The 18,586-nt window shown below is 67.6% G+C and carries 16 protein-coding genes; 6 read left to right on the forward strand and 10 right to left on the reverse strand.

Translation table 11 applies throughout. From position 1 onward, the window contains the following. The first annotated feature begins 61 nt into the window (after nt 1-61). Both CLM74_RS07530 and CLM74_RS07535 read left to right on the forward strand, forming a co-directional pair. Nucleotides 62-865, forward strand: coding sequence for a CoA pyrophosphatase (locus tag CLM74_RS07530; RefSeq protein ID WP_025875365.1), 804 nt, complete (start codon nt 62-64; stop codon nt 863-865). Continuing rightward, the gene (locus CLM74_RS07535; RefSeq protein WP_105163778.1) at nt 862-1,761 is read left to right on the forward strand and encodes a sulfurtransferase; all 900 of its coding nucleotides are present in this window, start codon (nt 862-864) and stop codon (nt 1,759-1,761) included. Before CLM74_RS07530 ends, CLM74_RS07535 begins: the two co-directional genes overlap by 4 nt. A gap of 172 nt (nt 1,762-1,933) precedes the next feature. Here CLM74_RS07535 and CLM74_RS07540 read toward each other — a convergent pair whose 3' ends face one another. Further along, on the reverse strand, nt 1,934-2,500 hold the full coding sequence (locus CLM74_RS07540; protein WP_059063635.1) for an N-acetylmuramoyl-L-alanine amidase: 567 nt from the start codon (nt 2,498-2,500) through the stop codon (nt 1,934-1,936). 72 nt (nt 2,501-2,572) lie between these two features. Between CLM74_RS07540 and CLM74_RS07545 the strand changes: the two genes are divergently transcribed. Together CLM74_RS07545 and rlmKL are read left to right on the forward strand one after the other, a co-directional pair. Continuing rightward, nucleotides 2,573-3,100: an alpha/beta hydrolase gene (locus tag CLM74_RS07545; protein WP_025875362.1), complete on the forward strand. Its 528-nt coding sequence runs from the start codon at nt 2,573-2,575 to the stop codon at nt 3,098-3,100. Nucleotides 3,101-3,244: 144 nt separating this feature from the next. Then, nucleotides 3,245-5,383 carry a bifunctional 23S rRNA (guanine(2069)-N(7))-methyltransferase RlmK/23S rRNA (guanine(2445)-N(2))-methyltransferase RlmL gene (gene rlmKL / locus CLM74_RS07550; RefSeq protein ID WP_105164958.1) on the forward strand — a complete coding sequence of 713 codons (2,139 nt, stop codon included), beginning with the start codon at nt 3,245-3,247 and terminating at the stop codon, nt 5,381-5,383. 121 nt (nt 5,384-5,504) lie between these two features. On the opposite strand, the gene CLM74_RS07555 is transcribed toward rlmKL, so the two are convergent. The 7 genes from CLM74_RS07555 to CLM74_RS07585 all read right to left on the reverse strand — a co-directional run bounded on the left by CLM74_RS07555 (nt 5,505) and on the right by CLM74_RS07585 (nt 14,304). Beyond that, entirely contained in the window at nt 5,505-5,834 is a 330-nt protein-coding gene (locus tag CLM74_RS07555; protein ID WP_032975662.1) for a DUF3325 domain-containing protein, read from the reverse strand. Continuing rightward, a complete protein-coding gene (locus CLM74_RS07560; RefSeq protein ID WP_105163779.1) occupies nt 5,831-7,459 on the reverse strand; it encodes a PepSY-associated TM helix domain-containing protein in 1,629 nt (542 codons plus the stop codon). Before CLM74_RS07560 ends, CLM74_RS07555 begins: the two co-directional genes overlap by 4 nt. After that, nucleotides 7,456-7,776, reverse strand: a complete 321-nt coding sequence (locus tag CLM74_RS07565; protein WP_032975664.1) for a DUF3649 domain-containing protein — start codon at nt 7,774-7,776, stop codon at nt 7,456-7,458. Before CLM74_RS07565 ends, CLM74_RS07560 begins: the two co-directional genes overlap by 4 nt. 108 nt (nt 7,777-7,884) lie before the next feature. Next, nucleotides 7,885-10,110 (reverse strand): TonB-dependent siderophore receptor, encoded by a 2,226-nt coding sequence (locus CLM74_RS07570; protein ID WP_099842209.1) that lies wholly within the window; start codon nt 10,108-10,110, stop codon nt 7,885-7,887. 487 nt (nt 10,111-10,597) lie between these two features. Beyond that, nucleotides 10,598-11,884, reverse strand: a complete 1,287-nt coding sequence (locus tag CLM74_RS07575) for a DUF445 family protein (RefSeq protein ID WP_025875354.1) — start codon at nt 11,882-11,884, stop codon at nt 10,598-10,600. 119 nt (nt 11,885-12,003) lie between these two features. Continuing rightward, nucleotides 12,004-12,888, reverse strand: a complete 885-nt coding sequence (locus CLM74_RS07580; protein WP_025875352.1) for a hypothetical protein — start codon at nt 12,886-12,888, stop codon at nt 12,004-12,006. Nucleotides 12,889-12,951: 63 nt separating this feature from the next. Then, nucleotides 12,952-14,304 carry an aspartate aminotransferase family protein gene (locus CLM74_RS07585; RefSeq protein ID WP_105163780.1) on the reverse strand — a complete coding sequence of 451 codons (1,353 nt, stop codon included), beginning with the start codon at nt 14,302-14,304 and terminating at the stop codon, nt 12,952-12,954. Nucleotides 14,305-14,506: 202 nt separating this feature from the next. Here CLM74_RS07585 and CLM74_RS07590 point away from each other — a divergent pair, with 202 nt between their 5' ends. Continuing rightward, nucleotides 14,507-16,003: an aldehyde dehydrogenase gene (locus CLM74_RS07590; protein ID WP_105163781.1), complete on the forward strand. Its 1,497-nt coding sequence runs from the start codon at nt 14,507-14,509 to the stop codon at nt 16,001-16,003. 6 nt (nt 16,004-16,009) lie between these two features. On the opposite strand, the gene CLM74_RS07595 is transcribed toward CLM74_RS07590, so the two are convergent. Continuing rightward, on the reverse strand, nt 16,010-16,663 hold the full coding sequence (locus CLM74_RS07595) for a hypothetical protein (RefSeq protein WP_229655671.1): 654 nt from the start codon (nt 16,661-16,663) through the stop codon (nt 16,010-16,012). Between the two features lie 147 nt (nt 16,664-16,810). Here CLM74_RS07595 and CLM74_RS07600 point away from each other — a divergent pair, with 147 nt between their 5' ends. Beyond that, a complete protein-coding gene (locus tag CLM74_RS07600; protein WP_025875343.1) occupies nt 16,811-18,091 on the forward strand; it encodes an MFS transporter in 1,281 nt (426 codons plus the stop codon). Here CLM74_RS07600 and CLM74_RS07605 read toward each other — a convergent pair whose 3' ends face one another. Then, nucleotides 18,092-18,553 carry a bacteriohemerythrin gene (locus CLM74_RS07605; RefSeq protein ID WP_025875341.1) on the reverse strand — a complete coding sequence of 154 codons (462 nt, stop codon included), beginning with the start codon at nt 18,551-18,553 and terminating at the stop codon, nt 18,092-18,094. Nucleotides 18,554-18,586: the final 33 nt, after the last annotated feature.

The following is an 18,586-nucleotide window of genomic DNA, read 5'->3' on the forward strand; positions in this document are numbered from 1 at the left end:
CAGCCGTGCGGGGCCCATCCCAAATTCAGCCCATTCGCGCTACTGTTGACCGGTGCAAATAATGGAAGAAACGGCGCGTGCTGTCGCAAGCCCCTGCATCAACGTCTGCAAGCTGGATCGCAACCGGCTCTGCGCCGGGTGCGGGCGGCATATCGACGAAATCGCACGGTGGTCGTCGATGAGCGACAGTGAACGCAGCCACATCCTGCAGCGTGTGCTGCCCCTGCGCCAACAGCTGCAGCAGTCGCTGCGAGGGTCGTTGGCCGATCATGAGCGGCTGCTGCGCGCGCTGCATCCGCTGGCCGAACCGCCGGCAGGTGACGGCTGGAACCGCAGTGAACTGGATGACTTGCTGCCTCCGGGCCCACCGGTCGAGGCGGCGGTGCTGGCTGGCATCGTGCCGCGCGCCAACGGTGCGCAGGTGATCCTGACCCGGCGTACCGAAACCCTGCGGCAACATGGTGGCCAGGTTGGCTTCCCCGGCGGCCGTACCGAGCCCGATGATCGCGATGCGCTGGCTGCCGCATTGCGCGAAAGCCAGGAAGAAATCGCGTTGGCGCCGACACAGGTGCAGGCACTGGGATATCTCGATCCGTTCGTGACCATCACCGGCTATCGCGTGACCCCGGTGGTGGCAGTGATCGATCCGGATTTCGTGGCGGTCCCGCAGCCCAGCGAAGTGGCCGAGGTGTTCGAAGTGCCGCTGGACTATCTGATGGCCGCCGACAACCTGCGCCAGGTAGAAATCAACCATCGTGGCCGCGTCCGCCATGTCCTTGAATATGGCTGGCCCGGCCAGCGCATCTGGGGCGCCACCGCGGCCATCCTGTACAACCTGCGTCGCCGCCTGGAGCAAGTGCAATGAAGCCGATCGACCCGCCGTGGACCACCCTTGTCGATGTTGCGACCCTGGCTGCGGCCTTGGGCGATGGGGTACGCGTGGTCGATGCCCGCGCGACCGCCAGTACCGTGCGCGTGGTCGACGCGCGTGCATCGCTGGCCGACCCGCAGGCGGGCAACGGACTCTACGCGCAGGGACACATTCCCGGCGCAGTGCATGCCGATCTCAACCGCGACCTGTCCGATCTGACGCGGGTGGGCCATGGCCGCCACCCGTTGCCCGACAGCGATGCGTTCGCCGCACGAGTGGGGCAATGGGGCATCGGCACCGACACGCAGGTGGTGGTGTATGACGGCAGCGATGGCAGCATGGCCGCCGCGCGCCTGTGGTGGCTGCTGCGCCTGATCGGGCATGCGAACGTGGCCGTACTCGACGGCGGCATCGCCGCCTGGCAGGCCGCCGGCCAGCCGCTGGCGACCGGCAGCAGCGAGGTCACCGCGTTGCCCGCGTATCCGGGGCGCTTCGATGGCAGCCAGGTTGCCAGCGCGGACGAGATCGAATCACGCCTCAAGCATGCACCGGGCTGGCTGGTCGATGCCCGCGCGGGCGAGCGGTTCCGCGGTGAGGTGGAGCCGCTGGACCCGGTCGCCGGCCATGTGCCGGGCGCGGTCAATCGCCCGTTTGCGTTGAACGTGCTGGACGGCCGCCTGCGCGATGCACAGGAACTGCGTGCCGAGCTGCAGGGCGTGATCGGCAACCAGGACCCGCAACGCGTGGTGCTGATGTGCGGCTCGGGCGTGACCGCCTGCCACCTGCTGCTGGCGATGGAAAGCGCGGGCCTGTCCGGCGCACGCATCTACGCGGACTCATGGAGTGGCTGGGTCAGCGACAGCAGCCGCCCGGTCGCCACCGGCGCCTGAGCAAAGCGGGTTGGTCGATTTGACGTTCATCCACGCATGGCGTGGATCTACGTGTCGACCAGGGTCGACACCTACCAACAGCCGCGGGACCCACCCCGCCATCCCGCGGATACCCAGCGTTTGCTGTTGCTTCGGCTGTTGCCTCTGCGGGTGCAGGGCGCAGCCCTGCCCATCATCCCAACCCCTGCAACGGCACCTTCGCCAGCACCCGCGCCCACGGGAACAACGGGCCCGGATCACGCTTGCGCGCCACGGTCACCGCCGGGTCGTCACTGGCCGGCACCTGCTCCAGGTCCAACTGGTCATGTCCGGCAATCCGCCGCAGCGACGGGTAACGAGCCACCAGTGCCTGCAGCAGCTGTTCCAGCGCCAGCAGCTGCGCTTCGGTGTACGGCTCGTCCATCGCCTGGTGGCGGCTGTCGAGCCAGTGCGGGTAGCGCCCCGAATTGACCAGTTCGATGCCCACGGTATCGGCATTCATGCCGCGCACGTGGTGGGCGATGCGCTCCGGCGCCACGTACTGCACCACGCTGCCGTCGCGGTCGATGTAGAAATGCCCGCTGTTGCCTGCGCCGCTGTCGTACAGCACGCGCTCGCCGTACTCCCGGGCGGTCGCCAGGTCGGGCAGTTCGGTGCAGTGGATCACCACCATCGTCAGGCTGGATGGATCGCGCAGTGGCAGGCGGTCGTGGTAGGGCAACGGCTGCAGCTGCAGGCCGGGCAGGAGCGGTTTGGGCATGCGGCGATGCTAGCATTGCCGGATGAAACTGCCTTCCCTTCTGCTGTCGATCCGCTCCGTGGGAGCGCACGCATGAGCCGCGGTCACTGCATCCTGTCCCACGGCTTCGAGAGCGGCCCGGAGGCGACCAAGGTCACCGCGCTGGCCGAAGTCGCCGAGCGACTGGGCTGGACCCATGAGCGCCCCGATTACACCGACCTGGACGCGATGAGCCAGGTCAGCCGCGTTGGCGATGTGCGCACCCGCCTGCAACGCCTGATCGAGCGCACGGCCGCTGCCGCTGCGCAGGGGCCGGTGGTGCTGGCCGGCTCCAGCCTGGGCGCCTACATCTCTGCCATCGCCTCGCTGCAGGTGCCGGTGGCCGGCCTGTTCCTGATGGTGCCGCCCACCACCATGGGCCCGATGCCGGCGCTGGATGCCGCGCCGGTGCCGACCACGGTGGTGCAGGCCTGGCATGACGAGGTGGTGCCGGCCGCCGGAGTCATCGCCTGGGCGCAGGCGCGCTCGGCGCAGCTGCTGCTGGTGGACGATGGCCATCGCCTGGAGCACCACGTGGAAGCCTCTGCGCAGGCCTTCGAGCGCCTGCTGCGGCAGCTGTGAAGCCCGGGCGCACGGCGCGCCCGCCCGCTTTGACTACAATGGCAGCCCCGCCGCCCCCGGCGCGGGCCTGCCGGCCGTGTCCACGGCCCTCCCTTCCGAATGGCCCGGCCCCCTGCCGTGCCTGACCACCTGCGAACCGATCTCGTGAAATTTTTTGTCTCCTGCGCCAAGGGCCTGGAATACCTGCTTGCCGATGAGCTGTCGGCCCTGGGCCTGGAAAAGGCCACCGCCACCATCGCCGGCGTCAACGCCGATGGCGAACTGGAGCAGGCGCTGCGGATCGTGATGTGGTCGCGGCTGGCCAGCCGCGTGCTGTGGCCGATCGACGAATTCGAATGCCCGGACGAGCAGGCGCTGTACGACGGCGTGCGTGCGCTGCCGTGGCACGAACACATCAAGCCGGAGATGACCCTGGCGGTGGACGCGCATGTGTCCGGCGACAAGATCACCCATGCCCGTTTCGCCGCGCAGCGGATCAAGGACGCCATCGTCGACCGCATGCGTGACGAAGGGCTGGAGCGCCCTTCGGTCAACACCGACCTGCCGGACGTGCGCGTCAACCTGTCGCTGCGCAAGGGCCGCGCCTCGCTGTCGATCGACCTCGGCGGCGGCCCGCTGCATCGCCGCGGCTGGCGCGGTGCGGCGCATGACGCGCCGTTGAAGGAAAACCTGGCTGCCGCGCTGCTGATGCGCGCGCAGTGGCCGCGCCTGCACGCTGCCGGTGGCGGCCTGCTGGACCCGATGTGCGGCAGCGGCACCCTGCTGATCGAAGGCGCGCTGATGGCGGCCGATGTCGCCCCCGGCCTGATGCGCCATGGCAGCCTGCCGCCGAGCCGCTGGCTGGGCTTCGACAAGGCCGCCTGGAAAACCATCCAGAGCGAAGCGCGTGATCGCGAAGCGGCCGGCCTTGCCGCGCTGAAGCCGGTCATCCACGGCAGCGACATCGACCCGGTGGCGATCCAGGCCGCGCGCGAGAACGCCGAAGTTGCCGGCGTCGCCCATGCCATCCGCTTCACCCGCGCCGATGTGGCTGAGCTCCCCACCCCGGAGCAGGAGATCGGCGCGGTGGTCTGCAACCCGCCGTATGACGAGCGCCTGGCCGCCGATCCGGCGCTGTACCGCAAGCTGGGCAATGCCCTGCAGAAGGCCGTGCCGCAGTGGCGCGCCAGCCTGCTGTGCGGCAATGACGAACTGGCCTTCGCCACCGGCCTGCGTGCGGGCAAGAAGTACCAGATGTTCAATGGTGCGCTGGAATGCGCACTGATCGTCTGCGATCCGATCGCGGTGCCGGGCCGTGACCCGGCACAGGTGCGCGAGCTGAGCGAAGGCGCGCAGATGGTGGCCAACCGCCTGCGCAAGAACCTGAAGAAGTTCAAGAGCTGGCGCGCGCGCGAAGGCATCACCTGTTTCCGCGCCTACGATGCCGATCTGCCGGAATACGCAGCGGCCATCGACGTGTACGAGGAAGATGGCGGCCAGCGCCGCACGTTCCTGCATGTGCAGGAATACGCTGCACCCGCTGCGATTCCCGAGAACGACGTGCGCCGCCGCCGCAATGAACTGCTGGCCGCTGCGCGCGAGGTGTTCGGTGTGCCGCCGGAACAGGTATCGATGAAATCGCGTGAACGTGGCAAGGGCGGCAGCAAGTACGGCCGTTTCGAGCAGCGCGAGGAGTTCCTCGTGGTGCGCGAGAACAACGCGCTGCTGCAGGTGAACCTGTTCGACTATCTCGATACCGGTCTGTTCCTCGACCATCGCCCGCTGCGCCGGCTGATGGCCGAGCAGGCGCGCGGCAAGCGCTTCCTCAACCTGTTCTGCTACACCGGCGTGGCCAGCGTGCAGGCGGCGGTGGCCGGTGCGGCCAGCACCACCAGCGTCGACCTGTCGGCCACCTACCTGCAGTGGTGCTACGACAACCTGGCCCTGAACGGGCAGGGCGGCAATCAGCACCTGCTGGTGCAGGCCGATGCGATGGCCTGGCTGGAAGGCGATCGCGGCCAGTACGACGTGATCTTCTGCGACCCGCCGACGTTCTCCAACTCGGCCCGCGCCGAGGACTTCGACGTACAGCGCGAGCAGGTGAAGATGCTGCGTGCGGCCGTCGCGCGACTGGCGCCGGGTGGCGTGCTGTACTTCTCCAACAACTTCCGCCGCTTCAAGCTGGAAGAGAACGCCATCGCTGAATTCGCCCAGTGCCGCGAGATCAGCGCCAGCACCATCGGCCCGGATTTCGAGCGCAACGCGCGCATCCATCGTGCGTGGGAGCTGAAGCGCCTGGCGTGACGCGTCGCCGGGCATGGCCCGGCGCTACCCACGTGCGCGCAGAACGGTAGCGCCGGGCCATGCCCGGCGAGCGTGGGTCCGGTAGATCCACGCCATGCGTGGATGCGGTCCACCTCACGGGTTACAACAGCGCCACCACCAGCCCGATCACCGGCAACGCGATCGCCAGCGGCGCGATCCATTTCGGCCGGTACGGGTACAGCGCGAACGCCAGCACGATTCCACCCAGGGTGAGCGCGCCTAGCCACAGCACCGGGCCCATCGCCCAGCCGTGGTCGACCACGCACAGTGCGAAAGCCACCGTCAGCAGTACCCAGCCCAGCACCCGCCATTGCGTGCGCCGTGCCGGTGATGCCGCGGATTTGCCGTGCAGTTCCTGCTGGTGCTTTTCCATCGCCAGCGACAGCGCGGTGAACGCCGTGAACGACAACCCCAGTACCAGCAGCATCATGCGCTGGCCTCCGCTTCCACTGCATCGGCCGGTGCCCTCGTCGCTGCAGCGGCCGCCGCGCGTTTCTTCTTCTCGGCGGCAGTCAGCGGCGGCGTCCAGCGCTGCATGCGCCAGCCGCACAGGGCCAGCATGACGCCGAAGGCGATCATCGACAGGTCGAAACCGGCCAATGCCCAGTCACCGTTGAACAAGGTGACGCCCAGGTGCGCGTGGGTGGTCAGCGCGTTCACTACCGGAATCAGCGCGAACGCGGCCGCGCCGATGTACAGCTGCCACGCCCACATCATCCGCTTGGGCCAGATGAAGGCTGCCAGCAGCGAGGCGCCCCACGCGTAGAAGAACACGTTCGCTTCGGCGTTGGAGCGCTCGGCCAGGCCCAGCGGCAGCAGCCGGTTGCCCCAGAAATAGGCGGCAAAGGCGATCGGCAGACCGGCCACGGCGCCGATGTTCAGTGCATCGACCAGGCGCAGGCCGAAGCCGGTGCGACCGCTCTTGGCATGCTTCGGCCGCTCCTTCACCGCCCACAGCACCACGCCGCTGGCCACCATCAGGCAGCCGGTCAGGCCGGACAGGAAGAACAACGCGCGCAGGCCCCAATCGGCAAAGCGGGCCAGGTGCAGGCCATACAGCACGCCACGGGTGGCGGTGGCGCCACCGGAAGGCGGCGTTTCCTGCAGCAGCGCGCCAGTGACCATGTCATAGCGCAGCGCCGGGGTATCGATGGACAGGCGTTTGCCATCGCGCTGGCGGATGTCGATCACCGCATTGGCGGCACCGGGATTGGCAACGCTGAAACCGGCGACCTCGGTGCCGTGCCAATGCGTGCGGGCACTGTCCAGCAGCTGCCGCAGCGGCAGGGGGGCTGCCTTGCCTTCGGCGGGCGCGGTGACCTCGGGCAGGCCACCAAAGGCCTCCGCGTAGAACGCATCCTGGTCGGTGCCGTAGGCCACGTTCACTCCCCACGGCAGGTACATGATCATCAACGTGACGATGCCGGTGTAGGTGATCATCGCGTGGTAAGGCAGGGCCATCACCGCGCTGACGTTGTGGAAGTCCAGCCAGGAACGCAGGCCCTTGTCCTTCCGGAAGGTGAAGAAGTCCTTGAAGATCTTCTTGTGGGTGATCACGCCGGTGATGATGGCCACCAGCATGAACATCGCGCAGAAGCCCACCAGGTAGCGCGCCCACAACACGGGAATGTAGTGCAGGTCGAAATGCAGGCGGTAGAAGAAGTCGCCGCCACGGGTCTCGCGGGCCTTCAGCTCGGTGCCGGTGTTCGGGTCCAGGGTGGCATCACCGAAGGCGCCGCGTCGGCCCTTGCTGGGGTCGGCCAGCTCGGCCGGCAACCGCCAGAACATCTGCATGGCCGGATTGCGTGGCTGCGGCAGGGTGACGAACCAGCTCTCGGCCTGCGGTGCGTTGGCCAGCAGGTAGTCGGCCGCGCGCTGCGCCGCTTCGTCGGTGCTGACCGTGCTGCGCGGCAGCTCCGGGCGCATCCAGCGGCTGATTTCCTCGCGGTAGTAGCTGGCGGTGCCGGCCATGAAGATCAGCAGCAGCAGCCAGCCGACCAGCAGTCCGGTCCAGGTATGCAGCCAGGCCATGGATTGGCGGAATCCATTCTTCATGCCCACGCTCCCAGCAGGCGCGAAATGCCGGCCAACAGCAGGGTGGGGGCGAGAATGCCGACCCAGGCACGCAGCGCACTGCGTGTGGCGAACGCCCACAGCGCGGCGCAGGCGGCGACCAGGATCGCCAGCAACATGCCGGTCAGCACGGCCTGGCCGCGCGCGCCCGGCAGCGCCAGCGCACAGAACACCGTGGTCATCGAGGCAAGCGCGTAGCCGCCGAAGATGGCGGCAAGGGATCGGGACAGCACGCCCCATCGCGGGTTGGCGAAGAAGGTGCTGAGGCGGGGGCTGGCGGTTGCGGGCGAGCGGTCCACGGCGGTCCTGCAGGTTGAATGAAGAGAAGGCCGGCGCACCGAGGCGCGCCGGGGTTGGCCATCCGTGGCCGGGTGCCGGTCGCAGAACCGGCACCATCCATCAGGTCATCAGAGTTTCCAGCGCAGCGTCACGCTGACGTTGCGGGGTTCGCCCCAGTACACGCCCTGGTAGAAGCCGACGTTGTTGTAGTACTTCTTGTCCAGCAGGTTGCTGATGTTGAGCTGGGCGCTGAAGTTCTCGTTGAAGCGGTAGCCACCGGCCAGGTTCAGCAGGTAGAACGCGTCCTGGGTGATGCGCGCACTTTCGGTGCGGCCGGTGGTCAGGTAGTCGGCCGTCGGCTTGGTGCTGTTGTTCCAGATGCGGCTCTGCCAGGTCACGCCACCGCCCAGCCAGAAGCGGCCTTCGATGCCGCCCGGCCGCCAGCTGGTGTTGAGGCGGAAGGTTTCCTGCGGGGTGGTGGTCCGTTGCAGCACACCCGCGGCGTTGCGGATCCGGGTACGGGCGAAACCGGCCGAGATATTCCACTGCTCGCCGATGCTGCCCTGGGTTTCCAGTTCCCAACCCTTCACCTTGTTGCCCTTGCCGGTCGAGCGATAGGCCTGGCCGCCATCGGGCAGCGAGTTCAGCGGCACTGAATCATCGATCTCGGCCACGTTGTCCTGCTTGCCTTCAAACACGGCGGCCGAGGCGTTCAGCAGGCCACCGAAGAATTCAGCCTTGACGCCAGCCTCGTACATGTCGCCGACCACCGGCTCAAGGTAGTTGCCGTTGCGGTCGCGGTAGTTCTGCGGCTTGAAGATGTCGGTGTAGCTGACATAACCGCTGAACATCGAATTGAAGTCGTAGACGAGGCCGGCGTACGGGGTCAGCGTGTCGTCGGGCTTGTAGCCGGTGCGGGTGGTGCGGTTGCGGTTGCCGTTGGTGTCGTAGCCGTAGCCCCACTGGCGGGTTTCCCAGCTGCCATAGCGGGCGCCGACCACGGCCAGCAGCGGGTCGGCCAGGCGCAGGCGCGCGGCGATGTAGGCGGCGCGCTGGCGCAGCTCGTTTTCCGAGGAAAGACGGCCGTAGCGTGTCACCGGCAGGACCGGCACCTTGCCGGTCCAGTTGCGCCAGTCGGGAACCTGCATGTAGCCCGGTGCGCTGGTGTCGAAGCTGGTCGCTTCGGATTCGCCCTTGCGCACGGACTGGCCCAGCCCGAACACCAGTTCATGCTCGCGGCCGAACAGCTGGAACGGGCCGCCGACGTTGACGTCGAACACGTCCATCGTGCTGTGTTCGTTGAAGTGCGAGACGTAGGCGGTGACGCCGGTGCCGTCCGCGCGCGGGTAGCCGGCTGCGCCGTACCAGACGCTGCCATCGGTATCACGCACGGCATGGCTGACGTTGCCCTTCAGCGACCAGCCGCTGCCCAGCTGCTGTTCGAGGCGGGCGAAGGTGGTCTTTTCAATGATCGGCCATTCGCTCCACGACGCCGACAGATTGGTCGAGCGCGGCAGGTTGGCCGGGTTGCCGTCAGCACCCCAGTAAGGCACCACGCCCCAGGTCACGCCCGTGGTGTGCGGTGACTGGTATTCATAGCCCAGCTCGAACAGGGTGCTGTCGGTCAGGTCGGCCTGGACGATGCCGTAGAACACGTCCTTGTCGAGCTTGTAGACATCGCGGAACGAATCGCTCTGCTGCTTGGCCGCGACCACGCGTGCGCGGATGCGCCCGTCCCACGCCACGGGACCGCCCAGATCGGCTTCCAGGCGCTGGTTGCCCCAGCGCCCCACGGTCAGGTTGCTGCTCATCTGGAAGGTGTCGGTGGGGCGCTTGCGCACCATGCTGATGGTGCCGGACGGATCACCGGCACCCGTGGTCAGGCCGGTGGCGCCGCGGATCACTTCGATGCGTTCGTAGATGACGTTGTCGGTGTTGGTCTTGATCGACCCACCGAAGGTGTTGAGCATCCCGTCGATCTGGAAGTTCTCGATCGTGTAGCCACGCGAAACATAGCTGATGCGCTCGCTGTCGGTGACCGACACGCTGACCCCGGTGACCTGGCCCATCACGTCGGACAACGAGAACAGCCCCATGTCATCCAGCCGTTGCCGGGTGATGACGGTGACCGACTGCGGCGTCTCGCGCAGCGACAGATCCAGCTTGGTCGCGCTGCGGGTGTTCTTCACCGTGTAGCCGTTTGCGATCTCGCCGTCAGCGGTCACCTTCACCGTGTCCAGCGTGCGCGCATCGGCAGCGAGCGGTGCATCGGCGTGGGCCAGCGGAGCGATCATCACAGCGGTCAGGGCCAGGGCCAGCAGGGTTGGGCGGGGAGTAATCAGGGGAGAAGCCATCGGTGCGATTCCATGCAGGACAAAAAACAGGCGATGGCAAACGCACCCATGGCGGCCATGCGCTCCGCGCACGTCACCCAGCGTGATTCCCATCGACGGCGCGCCACCTGCGGCAGGCAGGCGACCCAGTGGTCGGGGGATGTACACGGGCGAAGGGGCGGGTGGGCGCGTGCTTCCGTGCCCCGCTTGGCTAAGCGTACAACCGATCAGTAAATGATAGGCATTCGCATTTCGTTAAGCAAGTGTGACAGCCCCATTCGTCCCCGAACATGTGGATCCAGGCAGATCGAGGGAAACGGTCGAAGGCGGGGCGCTGTGGGTTTGCGGGGTGTGAGCCGCATGGATGCGGCGACCAAGCCCCCAGGGATGGGTTCACGGCGGCCCCGCAAACCCACAGCGCCCTGCCATCCCGCAGGAAACCAGCTGTGGCTGTTGCTCTGGCTCCGGCCTCTGCGGGTGCCGGGCGCAGCCCGGCCGGGAACCCCCCTCAGAACCGGAACAGCACCGTAGCCGCATGCAGCAGCAGCCCGATCAGCCCACCCACCAGGGTGCCGTTGAAGCGGATGAACTGCAGGTCGCGGCCCACGCTCAGTTCCAGCTGCTCGACCAGATGACGTTCGTCCCAGCTCTTCACCGTCTGCGCGATATGGGTGGTGACGCCCTCGCGCAGGCGCCCGGTGAGCCGCTGCGCGCCTTCCAGCAGGTGCTGGTTCAATGCCTCGCGCAACGCCGGGTCCGATTGCAGGCTGTCACCCAGCGAAGCCAGGCTGCGCTGCAGATGACCGACCAGTGCCGAATCCTCGCGCTGCAGATCGCCGCGCAGGCTGGCATGGATGCGCGACCACAGGCCCTGCACGTAGTCCTGCAGGGCAGGGTGGTCGATCATTTCCTGCTTGAGCTGCTCGATGCGCTCGGCCAGTGCCGGGTCTTCGCGCAGGCGCTGCACGTAGTTGCCCAGCCATTGTTCGTAGTCCTGGCGCAGCGGGTGCTGCGGCTCGGCCAGCACCTGCTGCAGCTCCTCAAGCACCGCGCGCGCCAGGCGTTCGGCAAGGCTGTCGCCGATCTCATCGATCGGCTTGACCCAGTTCACCGTGCTCGACAGCGTCGGCCATTCGCGCTGGATGTAGCGCACGATCAGCTGCGAGGCGCGTTCCTTCACTTCCGGCTGCTCCAGCCAACGCCCCAGCCGTTGCAGGCCTTCGTCCAGCACCCGCTGGTGGCGGCCATCGGCGGTCAGCAGGCCCAGCAGTTCGCCGGCGGTGGCCGCGGCGTTCCACTGCCGCAGCTGCTGCACCACGAAGCTGTGCAGCTGCCGCCGCACCGCAGCTTCATCGAAGAAGTCCAGCGCCTGCAGCGCCCAGCCACGGGCCATGTCGGCCAGCATCCGTGAACGCGCGGGATCGGCCAGCCAGCTGCCGAGGCGGCTGGCTGGATCGAATACCTGCAGCTTGGCCAGCAGCACCGTCGGTTCCAGGAACTGGTCACGCACGAACAGGGCCAGGCTGTCGCCGATGCGTTCCTTGCTACGCGGAATGATCGCCGTATGCGGAATCGGCAGGCCCATCGGCCGCCGGAACAGGGCAACCACCGCGAACCAATCGGCGAGCGCGCCAACCGCGGCGGCCTCGCAGAAGGCCGAGACCCAAGCCCAGATGCCACGCTCGCCCTGCCAGTGGCTGACCGCGAAACCGGCCAGCATCAGCAGCAGCAGGCCAAGGGCGAGGGTTTTCAGGCGCCGCAGCTGGGCGCGGCGCGGATCGATGGCAGACGTCATGCCCGAAGTCTACCCGCAGGCCGGTGAGTACCCGGTAGTGCCGGCCGCTGGCCGGCAACCCATGGACGTTGGAAGCACCTTGCAGCTGCCGGCCAGCGGCCGGCACTACCGGGGGATGCTCAGAGCGTTTCCAGCTGCCTGCGCAGATGGGCCAGCTGTGCGCGCAGGGTGTCGTTCTCGCGGGTCAGGGCAACCACGCGGCGGCGCAGCGCCGGGGCATCCTCGCCAAGCTGCTCCAGTGCGGCCAGCACCTCGGCATCGCGGCTGGCGATCTCATCCTCGTTGGCCTCTTCGAAGTCCATTTCCGCCGACTCCGGTTCAGGCTTCGGCGCACGCGGCTTGCGCTTGGACTCACGCACGCGCTTTGCAGCCTGCTTCAGTTCATCCTTGCCACCGGCAGCCGCCGCGCGCTGCTCTTCTTCCGGCAGGTCGGCCACGGCGGCGGCGGCGCTGATCGAGATCATGCCGGCCTTCACCGCTTCCACCACCTCGGCCGCAGCCTGGGCGTGGATGCGCTCGATCATGCCCACCTGGCTGGTGCTCAGCTTGGCTTCGCGGGCCAGTTCGGCGCGGCTGATCTTCGGCGCCGGTTCCCACGGCGGGCTGTCTTCGCCGGCCTCGTCGGCAGGCTCGGCGGTGCCGTCGCTTTCGCGCTGCAGCTGCGCCTGTTCGACCTGCTTGCGCGCGGACAGGATGTCGCGCTTGCGCAGGGCCAGCACGCCGCGCTGGAAATCGGAAACGCTGCGCCGGCCCAGGTGCTGCTCGATCATCCACAGGTGCACGTCTTCCATGCTCTGGAAGCGGGTGTTCTGCACGGTGTTGAACGGTAGTCCATGCTTCTGGCAGATGCCGAAGCGGTTGTGTCCATCCACCAGTACGTCGCCCCACAGTACCAGCGCATCACGGCAGCCTTCGGCGAGGATGCTGCGCTCCAGCGCCTCGTGTTCGTCGGCGGTGAGCGGGTCGATGTAGGCCTTGAGTTCTTCTTTGACGACGATGTTCATGGGCACGGCAACAGGCAGGAGCGGAACCGCCCATTGTACCTGCTCGCCAGCACCGCCCTGGCCTCAGGCGGTGGCCCGGATCATCTCGCCCAGGGTGCCGGTGATCTGGTCGATCTGTGCCTTGTCCACGATCAGCGGCGGTGACAACGCGATGATGTCGCCGGTGCAGCGCACCAGCAGGCGCCCGTCGTGGAAGCAGCGGCGGAACACCTCGTAGCCACGGCTGCCGGGGGCATCCTTGCGCGGTGCCAGCTCCACCGCACCGACCAGGCCGAAGTTGCGGATGTCGATCACGTTCGGCAACCCCTGCAGGGCGTGCAGGCGCTCCTGCCAGTACTCGCCCAGCTCGATGGCGCGCTCGAACAGCCGTTCCTCGGCGTAAATATCCAGCGTGGCCAATGCCGCCGCACAGGCCAAGGGGTGGCCCGAATAGGTATAGCCATGGAACAGCTCGATGGCCTGTGGTGGACCCTGCATGAAGCTGGCATGCACGCTGTCGCCGACCAGCACGCCTCCCAGCGGCACCGCGCCGTTGCTGGCGCCCTTGGCGAAGGTCAACAGGTCCGGGATGACCCCGAAACGCTGCGCGGCGAACGCCATGCCAACCCGGCCGAAGCCGGTGATGACCTCATCGAACACCAGCAGGATGCCGTGCTGGTCGCAGATCTCGCGCAGTCGTTGCAGATAGCCCGGCGCCGGCAGGATCACCCCGGCCGAGCCGGCGATGGGTTCAACGAACACCGCGGCAATGGTGGACGGATCGTGCAGGGCGATCAGCCGTTCCAGATCGTCGGCCAGCTCGGCGCCCTGGCGTGGCAGGCCCTTGCTGAACGCATTGCGTGACAGGTCCAGGGTATGCCGCAGGTAGTCCACGCCGCCGAGCTGCAGTCCGAACTGGCGGCGGTTGTTGGGCAGCCCGCCCAGTGCCATGCCGCCGAAGCCGACCCCGTGGTAGGCCTTCTCGCGGCTGATGAAGCGCGTGCGCTGTCCCTCGCCGCGCAGGCGGTGGTGGGCCAGCACGATCTTCATCGCTGAATCCACTGCCTCCGAACCCGAGCTGGTGAAGAACACGTGGTTCAACCCGGCCGGGGCCAGTGCCGCCAGCCGCTGCGCGAGGGCGAAGGCCGGCGGCGAACCCATCTGGAAGGCCGGCGAGTAATCGAGGGTGGCGGCCTGCTCGGCGATCGCGTCGACGATGCGTCGGCGGGCGTGCCCTGCATTGCAGCACCACAGGCCAGCGGTGCCATCGAGGATGGCGCGCCCATCCACGTCCTCGTAGTGCATGCCCTCGGCACGTACCAGCATGCGCGGCGCGCCCTTGTACTGGCGGTTGGCAGTGAACGGCATCCAGTACGCGTCCAGTGAATCGGGGCGCTGGGTGGCCAGGTCGTGCAGGTCGCTTGCAGGGGTTTTCATGCCGGCTCCGTCGGGTCCGATGGTTGCGACTCTAGCGCAGCCGCGTCACGGTTCTGTCGGCAGGCATGGCCCGGCGCTACCGTTCGGGCCTCGACCTTGTGGCAGCGCCGGGCCATGCCCGGCGAGCGCGCAGCGCGGTCGATCACGGTGGGGTCGCGGCCGCGCCGGTATAAACGAGGATCGTTGATTGCTGGAGCGACCCATGGCCGACTTCCCCGACCGCAGCCACTGGCAGGCCCTGCGCAGCCGCGTGGCGATTCCTGCGCAAGCGTTCATCGATGGCCGCTACGTGGATGCCGCCAGCGGCGCGCGCTTTGATTGCATCAGCCCGATCAACGGGCGCGTACTGGGTGCGGTGGCCGACTGTGATGCGCAGGACGTCGAGCGTGCGGTGGCCTCGGCGCGCCGCACGTTCGAGGCAGGCCACTGGTCGCAGGCCAGCCCCGCCCATCGCAAGCGCGTGCTGCTGGCGCTGGCCGCGCTGGTGGAGACGCACGCCGATGAGCTGGCCCTGCTGGAAACGCTGGACATGGGCAAGCCGATCCGCGATGCGCGTCGCATCGATCTTCCCGGCGTGGTGCGCTGCCTGACCTGGACCGCTGAAGCGGTGGACAAGCTGTACGGTGAAATCGCCCCCACCGGTCCGCACGAGCTGGGCCTGGTCACGCGCGAGGCCGCAGGCGTGGTGGCGGCCATCGTGCCGTGGAATTTTCCGCTGCTGATGGCGTGCTGGAAGATCGCGCCGGCATTGGCGATGGGAAATTCAGTAGTGCTGAAACCCTCCGAGCGCTCGCCACTGAGTGCGTTGCGGCTGGCCGCACTGGCGGCCGAAGCGGGATTGCCGGACGGCGTGCTCAACGTGCTGCCCGGTCACGGCTCACGCGTGGGCGAGCCGCTGGCCCTGCACATGGACGTGGATGTGCTGGCCTTCACCGGCTCCACCGCTACCGGCGCCAGGCTGCTCGAATACGCGGGGCGCTCCAACCTCAAGCGGGTCTGGCTGGAATGCGGTGGCAAGAGCCCGCACGTGGTGTTCGCCGATGCGCCGGACCTGGATGCGGCCGCCAAGGGCGTGGCGCAGGGCATCTTCTTCAACCAGGGCGAAGTCTGCACCGCCGGTTCGCGGTTGCTGGTGCAGCGTTCGATCCGCGATGACTTCGTGCACCAGGTGATCGCCTACGGCCAACGCATGCAGCCCCGCCATCCACTGGAGGCCGATGCACCGATGGGCGCGCTGGTCGATGCCGCGCACGTCGACAAGGTACTGGCCGACATCGCCCGGGCCGAAGCCGATGGCGCGCGCCTGCTGCTGGGCGGCCAGCGTGCCGAGGTGGAGGCGGGTGGTTGCTATGTGCAGCCGACGGTGTTCGACCAGGTACGCCCGGAACAGGCATTGGCCCGCGAGGAAGTGTTCGGTCCGGTGCTGGCCGTGCTCGGCTTCGATGACGAAGCCGAGGCTGTGCGCTTGGCCAACGACAGTCGCTATGGACTGGCCGCCGGCCTGTGGACGCGGGATCTTGGACGCGCCCATCGCGTAGCCCGCCAACTGCGCGCGGGCAGCGTGTGGGTGAACGGCTGGGACGGCGGTGACATGACGGCACCGTTCGGTGGCTACAAGCAGTCCGGCAACGGTCGCGACAAGTCGCTGCACGCCTTCGACAAGTACAGCGAGATCAAGGCCACCTGGATCCAGCTGTAGACCGCGCTACCGGCAGCTTGCACTGACCTGCAGCACCGCCTCGCGCAGCAACTGCCGGTCCACTTCCTCCACTGCGTTCTGGAAGTAGTGCATGTCCTGCTGGCCCAGCGTGCACGGGTCAACCATGTAGCCCGGTGGCCAGGTGCCGAGCATCTGGGCAACACCCTGCAGGATCTGCTCGGGCGTCATTTGCCGGTGGATCCGGAAAGGTGGGCGACGGGGCGCGAACGCCGCATGCACCTCACGGCGGCCGATCAGCTTTGCGGCCACACCCTCGGCAGTGATGCCATCGCCACCATCGATGCTGCCAGCCGGCAGCCTCAGATTCAGTGGTTGGTTGCGCGCAGCCGCGCTGCGTTGCCGATCGACATGCGCTGAGCGCTGCTTGGCCTGCGCAGTAGGAAGCGCGGGGGCGTGCGGAACCTGGTGCGGCGCAGCCGCCGGCCGTGATGCATCGACAACCAGACGGCTCATCGGCGGCGCTTCCGGCGGCAGCCAACGCAGGCTGATCCGCGAATTGTCGTGTGCGATCAAGGCGATGCGCCCCGCATGCAACAGCCACCACAGCATCAGCAGATGCACCAGCAGCACCACCAGCCATGCAGCCAGGCGAGGCAGCAGCGGGGAATCGGAGCACGACTGCGGGGCGGCAGAACCCATCGGTGAAGCATCCATGCAGGGACCGGTGGTGCAGCGTAGCGGCCCCCGGGAAAGAATTCGTTGGCGTCGGTGTCGCCTGAAACCATTGCCCCGGCGGGGCGGCCAAGCGTGGCAGAATCGGTCGATCCGCCGTTACCCGCCTTGCCGATGTCGACGATCACCGCTGCCGCGCCACCCGTGAATTCTCCCCGCCGTGTCCTGCTGGCCAGCCTGATCGGCACCACCATCGAGTTCTTCGACTTCTACATCTACGCCACCGCCGCGGTGCTGGTGTTCCCGCACCTGTTCTTCCCGGAAAGCAGCGACCAGGCCGCCTTGCTGCAGTCCCTGGCCACCTTCGCGGTGGCGTTCATCGCACGCCCGGTGGGCTCGGCGGTGTTTGGTCACTTCGGGGACCGTATCGGCCGCAAGGCCACCCTGGTGGCCGCGCTGCTGACCATGGGCCTGTCCACGGTCGCCATCGGCCTGCTGCCCACCCATGCGCAGATCGGCCTGTGGGCGCCGGCACTGCTGGCGCTGTGCCGCTTCGGCCAAGGCCTGGGCCTGGGCGGCGAATGGGGTGGGGCGGTGCTGCTGGCCACCGAGAATGCGCCGCCGGGCAAGCGCGCCTGGTACGGCATGTTCCCGCAGCTGGGTGCACCGATCGGCTTCCTGCTGTCAGCCGGCATCTTTCTGCTGCTCGGTCGCTTTCTGGGCCAGGACGATTTCCTGCAATGGGGCTGGCGCATTCCGTTCGTTGCCAGCGCGCTGCTGGTCGGCCTTGGCCTGTGGGTGCGGCTGAACATCCACGAGACACCGGATTTCAAGCGCGCGCTGGAGCGCAAGGCGCCGGTGCGCCTGCCGATGTGGACGGTGCTGCGCGACCATCCGCTGCCGATGCTGCTGGGCACGCTGGGTGCATTCGCCACCTTCGTGCTGTTCTACCTGATGACGGTGTTCAGCCTCGGCCATGGCACCGCCGTGCTCGGCTACAGCCGCGAGCAGTTCCTGCTGATGCAGATGGTGGCGATGCTGTTCTTCGCCGCCGGCATCCCGCTGTCGGCGCGCTACGGTGATCGCTGGGGAACGCGCCGCACGATGGCCATCGCCAGCCTGCTGATCATCGGCTTCGGTGTGCTGTTCGCGCCGTTGTTCCAGGCCGGCAGCCCGTGGCTGGTACTGACGTTCCTGTGCCTGGGCCTGTTCCTGATGGGGCTGACCTACGGCCCGTGCGGCACGTTCCTGGCCGAAATCTATCCGGTGGAAGTGCGCTACACCGGTGCCTCGCTGTCGTTCAACCTGGCCGGCATTCTGGGCGCAGCCCCGGCGCCGTACCTGGCGACCTGGCTGGCCGAGCGTTATGGGCTGGTCGCGGTCGGCTACTACCTGTGCCTGACCGCAGTGATCACTCTGTGCGCGCTGCTCGCCCTGCAGCGCCGCCAGCGCTGATCAGCCGAAGAAGCGCTTGAGCGTGCGGCCCAGCCAGCCGCCGCTCTGGTGCTCGCGGGCAAACTGGTTCAGGTGCTGCTTGACCTGTTCGGCATAGGCCTGGTCGTCGCCGCGGATGTGGTTGAACAGCCAGCGCGAGAGCATGGTGCGCAACTCGTCACTGATGTCCTCACCGGCCTGGAAGCGCATGCGGTATTCCGATACCCGTTTGATGAAGACCTCATGCACACGCTTGTGCGCGGCACAGAACGGGTAGCCTGCCTCCTCCATCAGCTCTTCTTCGAATGCGAAGTGCGACATGGTGTAGTCCACCACCTCGTCGATCACTTCGCCCACCGCTGCCCGCTGCAGGCTGGTCTGCGCCACGTGCAGGTGGTTGAGCATTTCGATGATGCGGCGGTGTTGCTGATCGATCACATCGATGCCGATGTTCAGATCGTCCTGCCAGACCAGTAGTGCCATCCCCGGCTCCCCTTCATGCTGATGTCGGGGCCG

The organism is Stenotrophomonas sp. MYb57 (genome assembly GCF_002966815.1).
Lineage (GTDB): Bacteria > Pseudomonadota > Gammaproteobacteria > Xanthomonadales > Xanthomonadaceae > Stenotrophomonas > Stenotrophomonas indicatrix.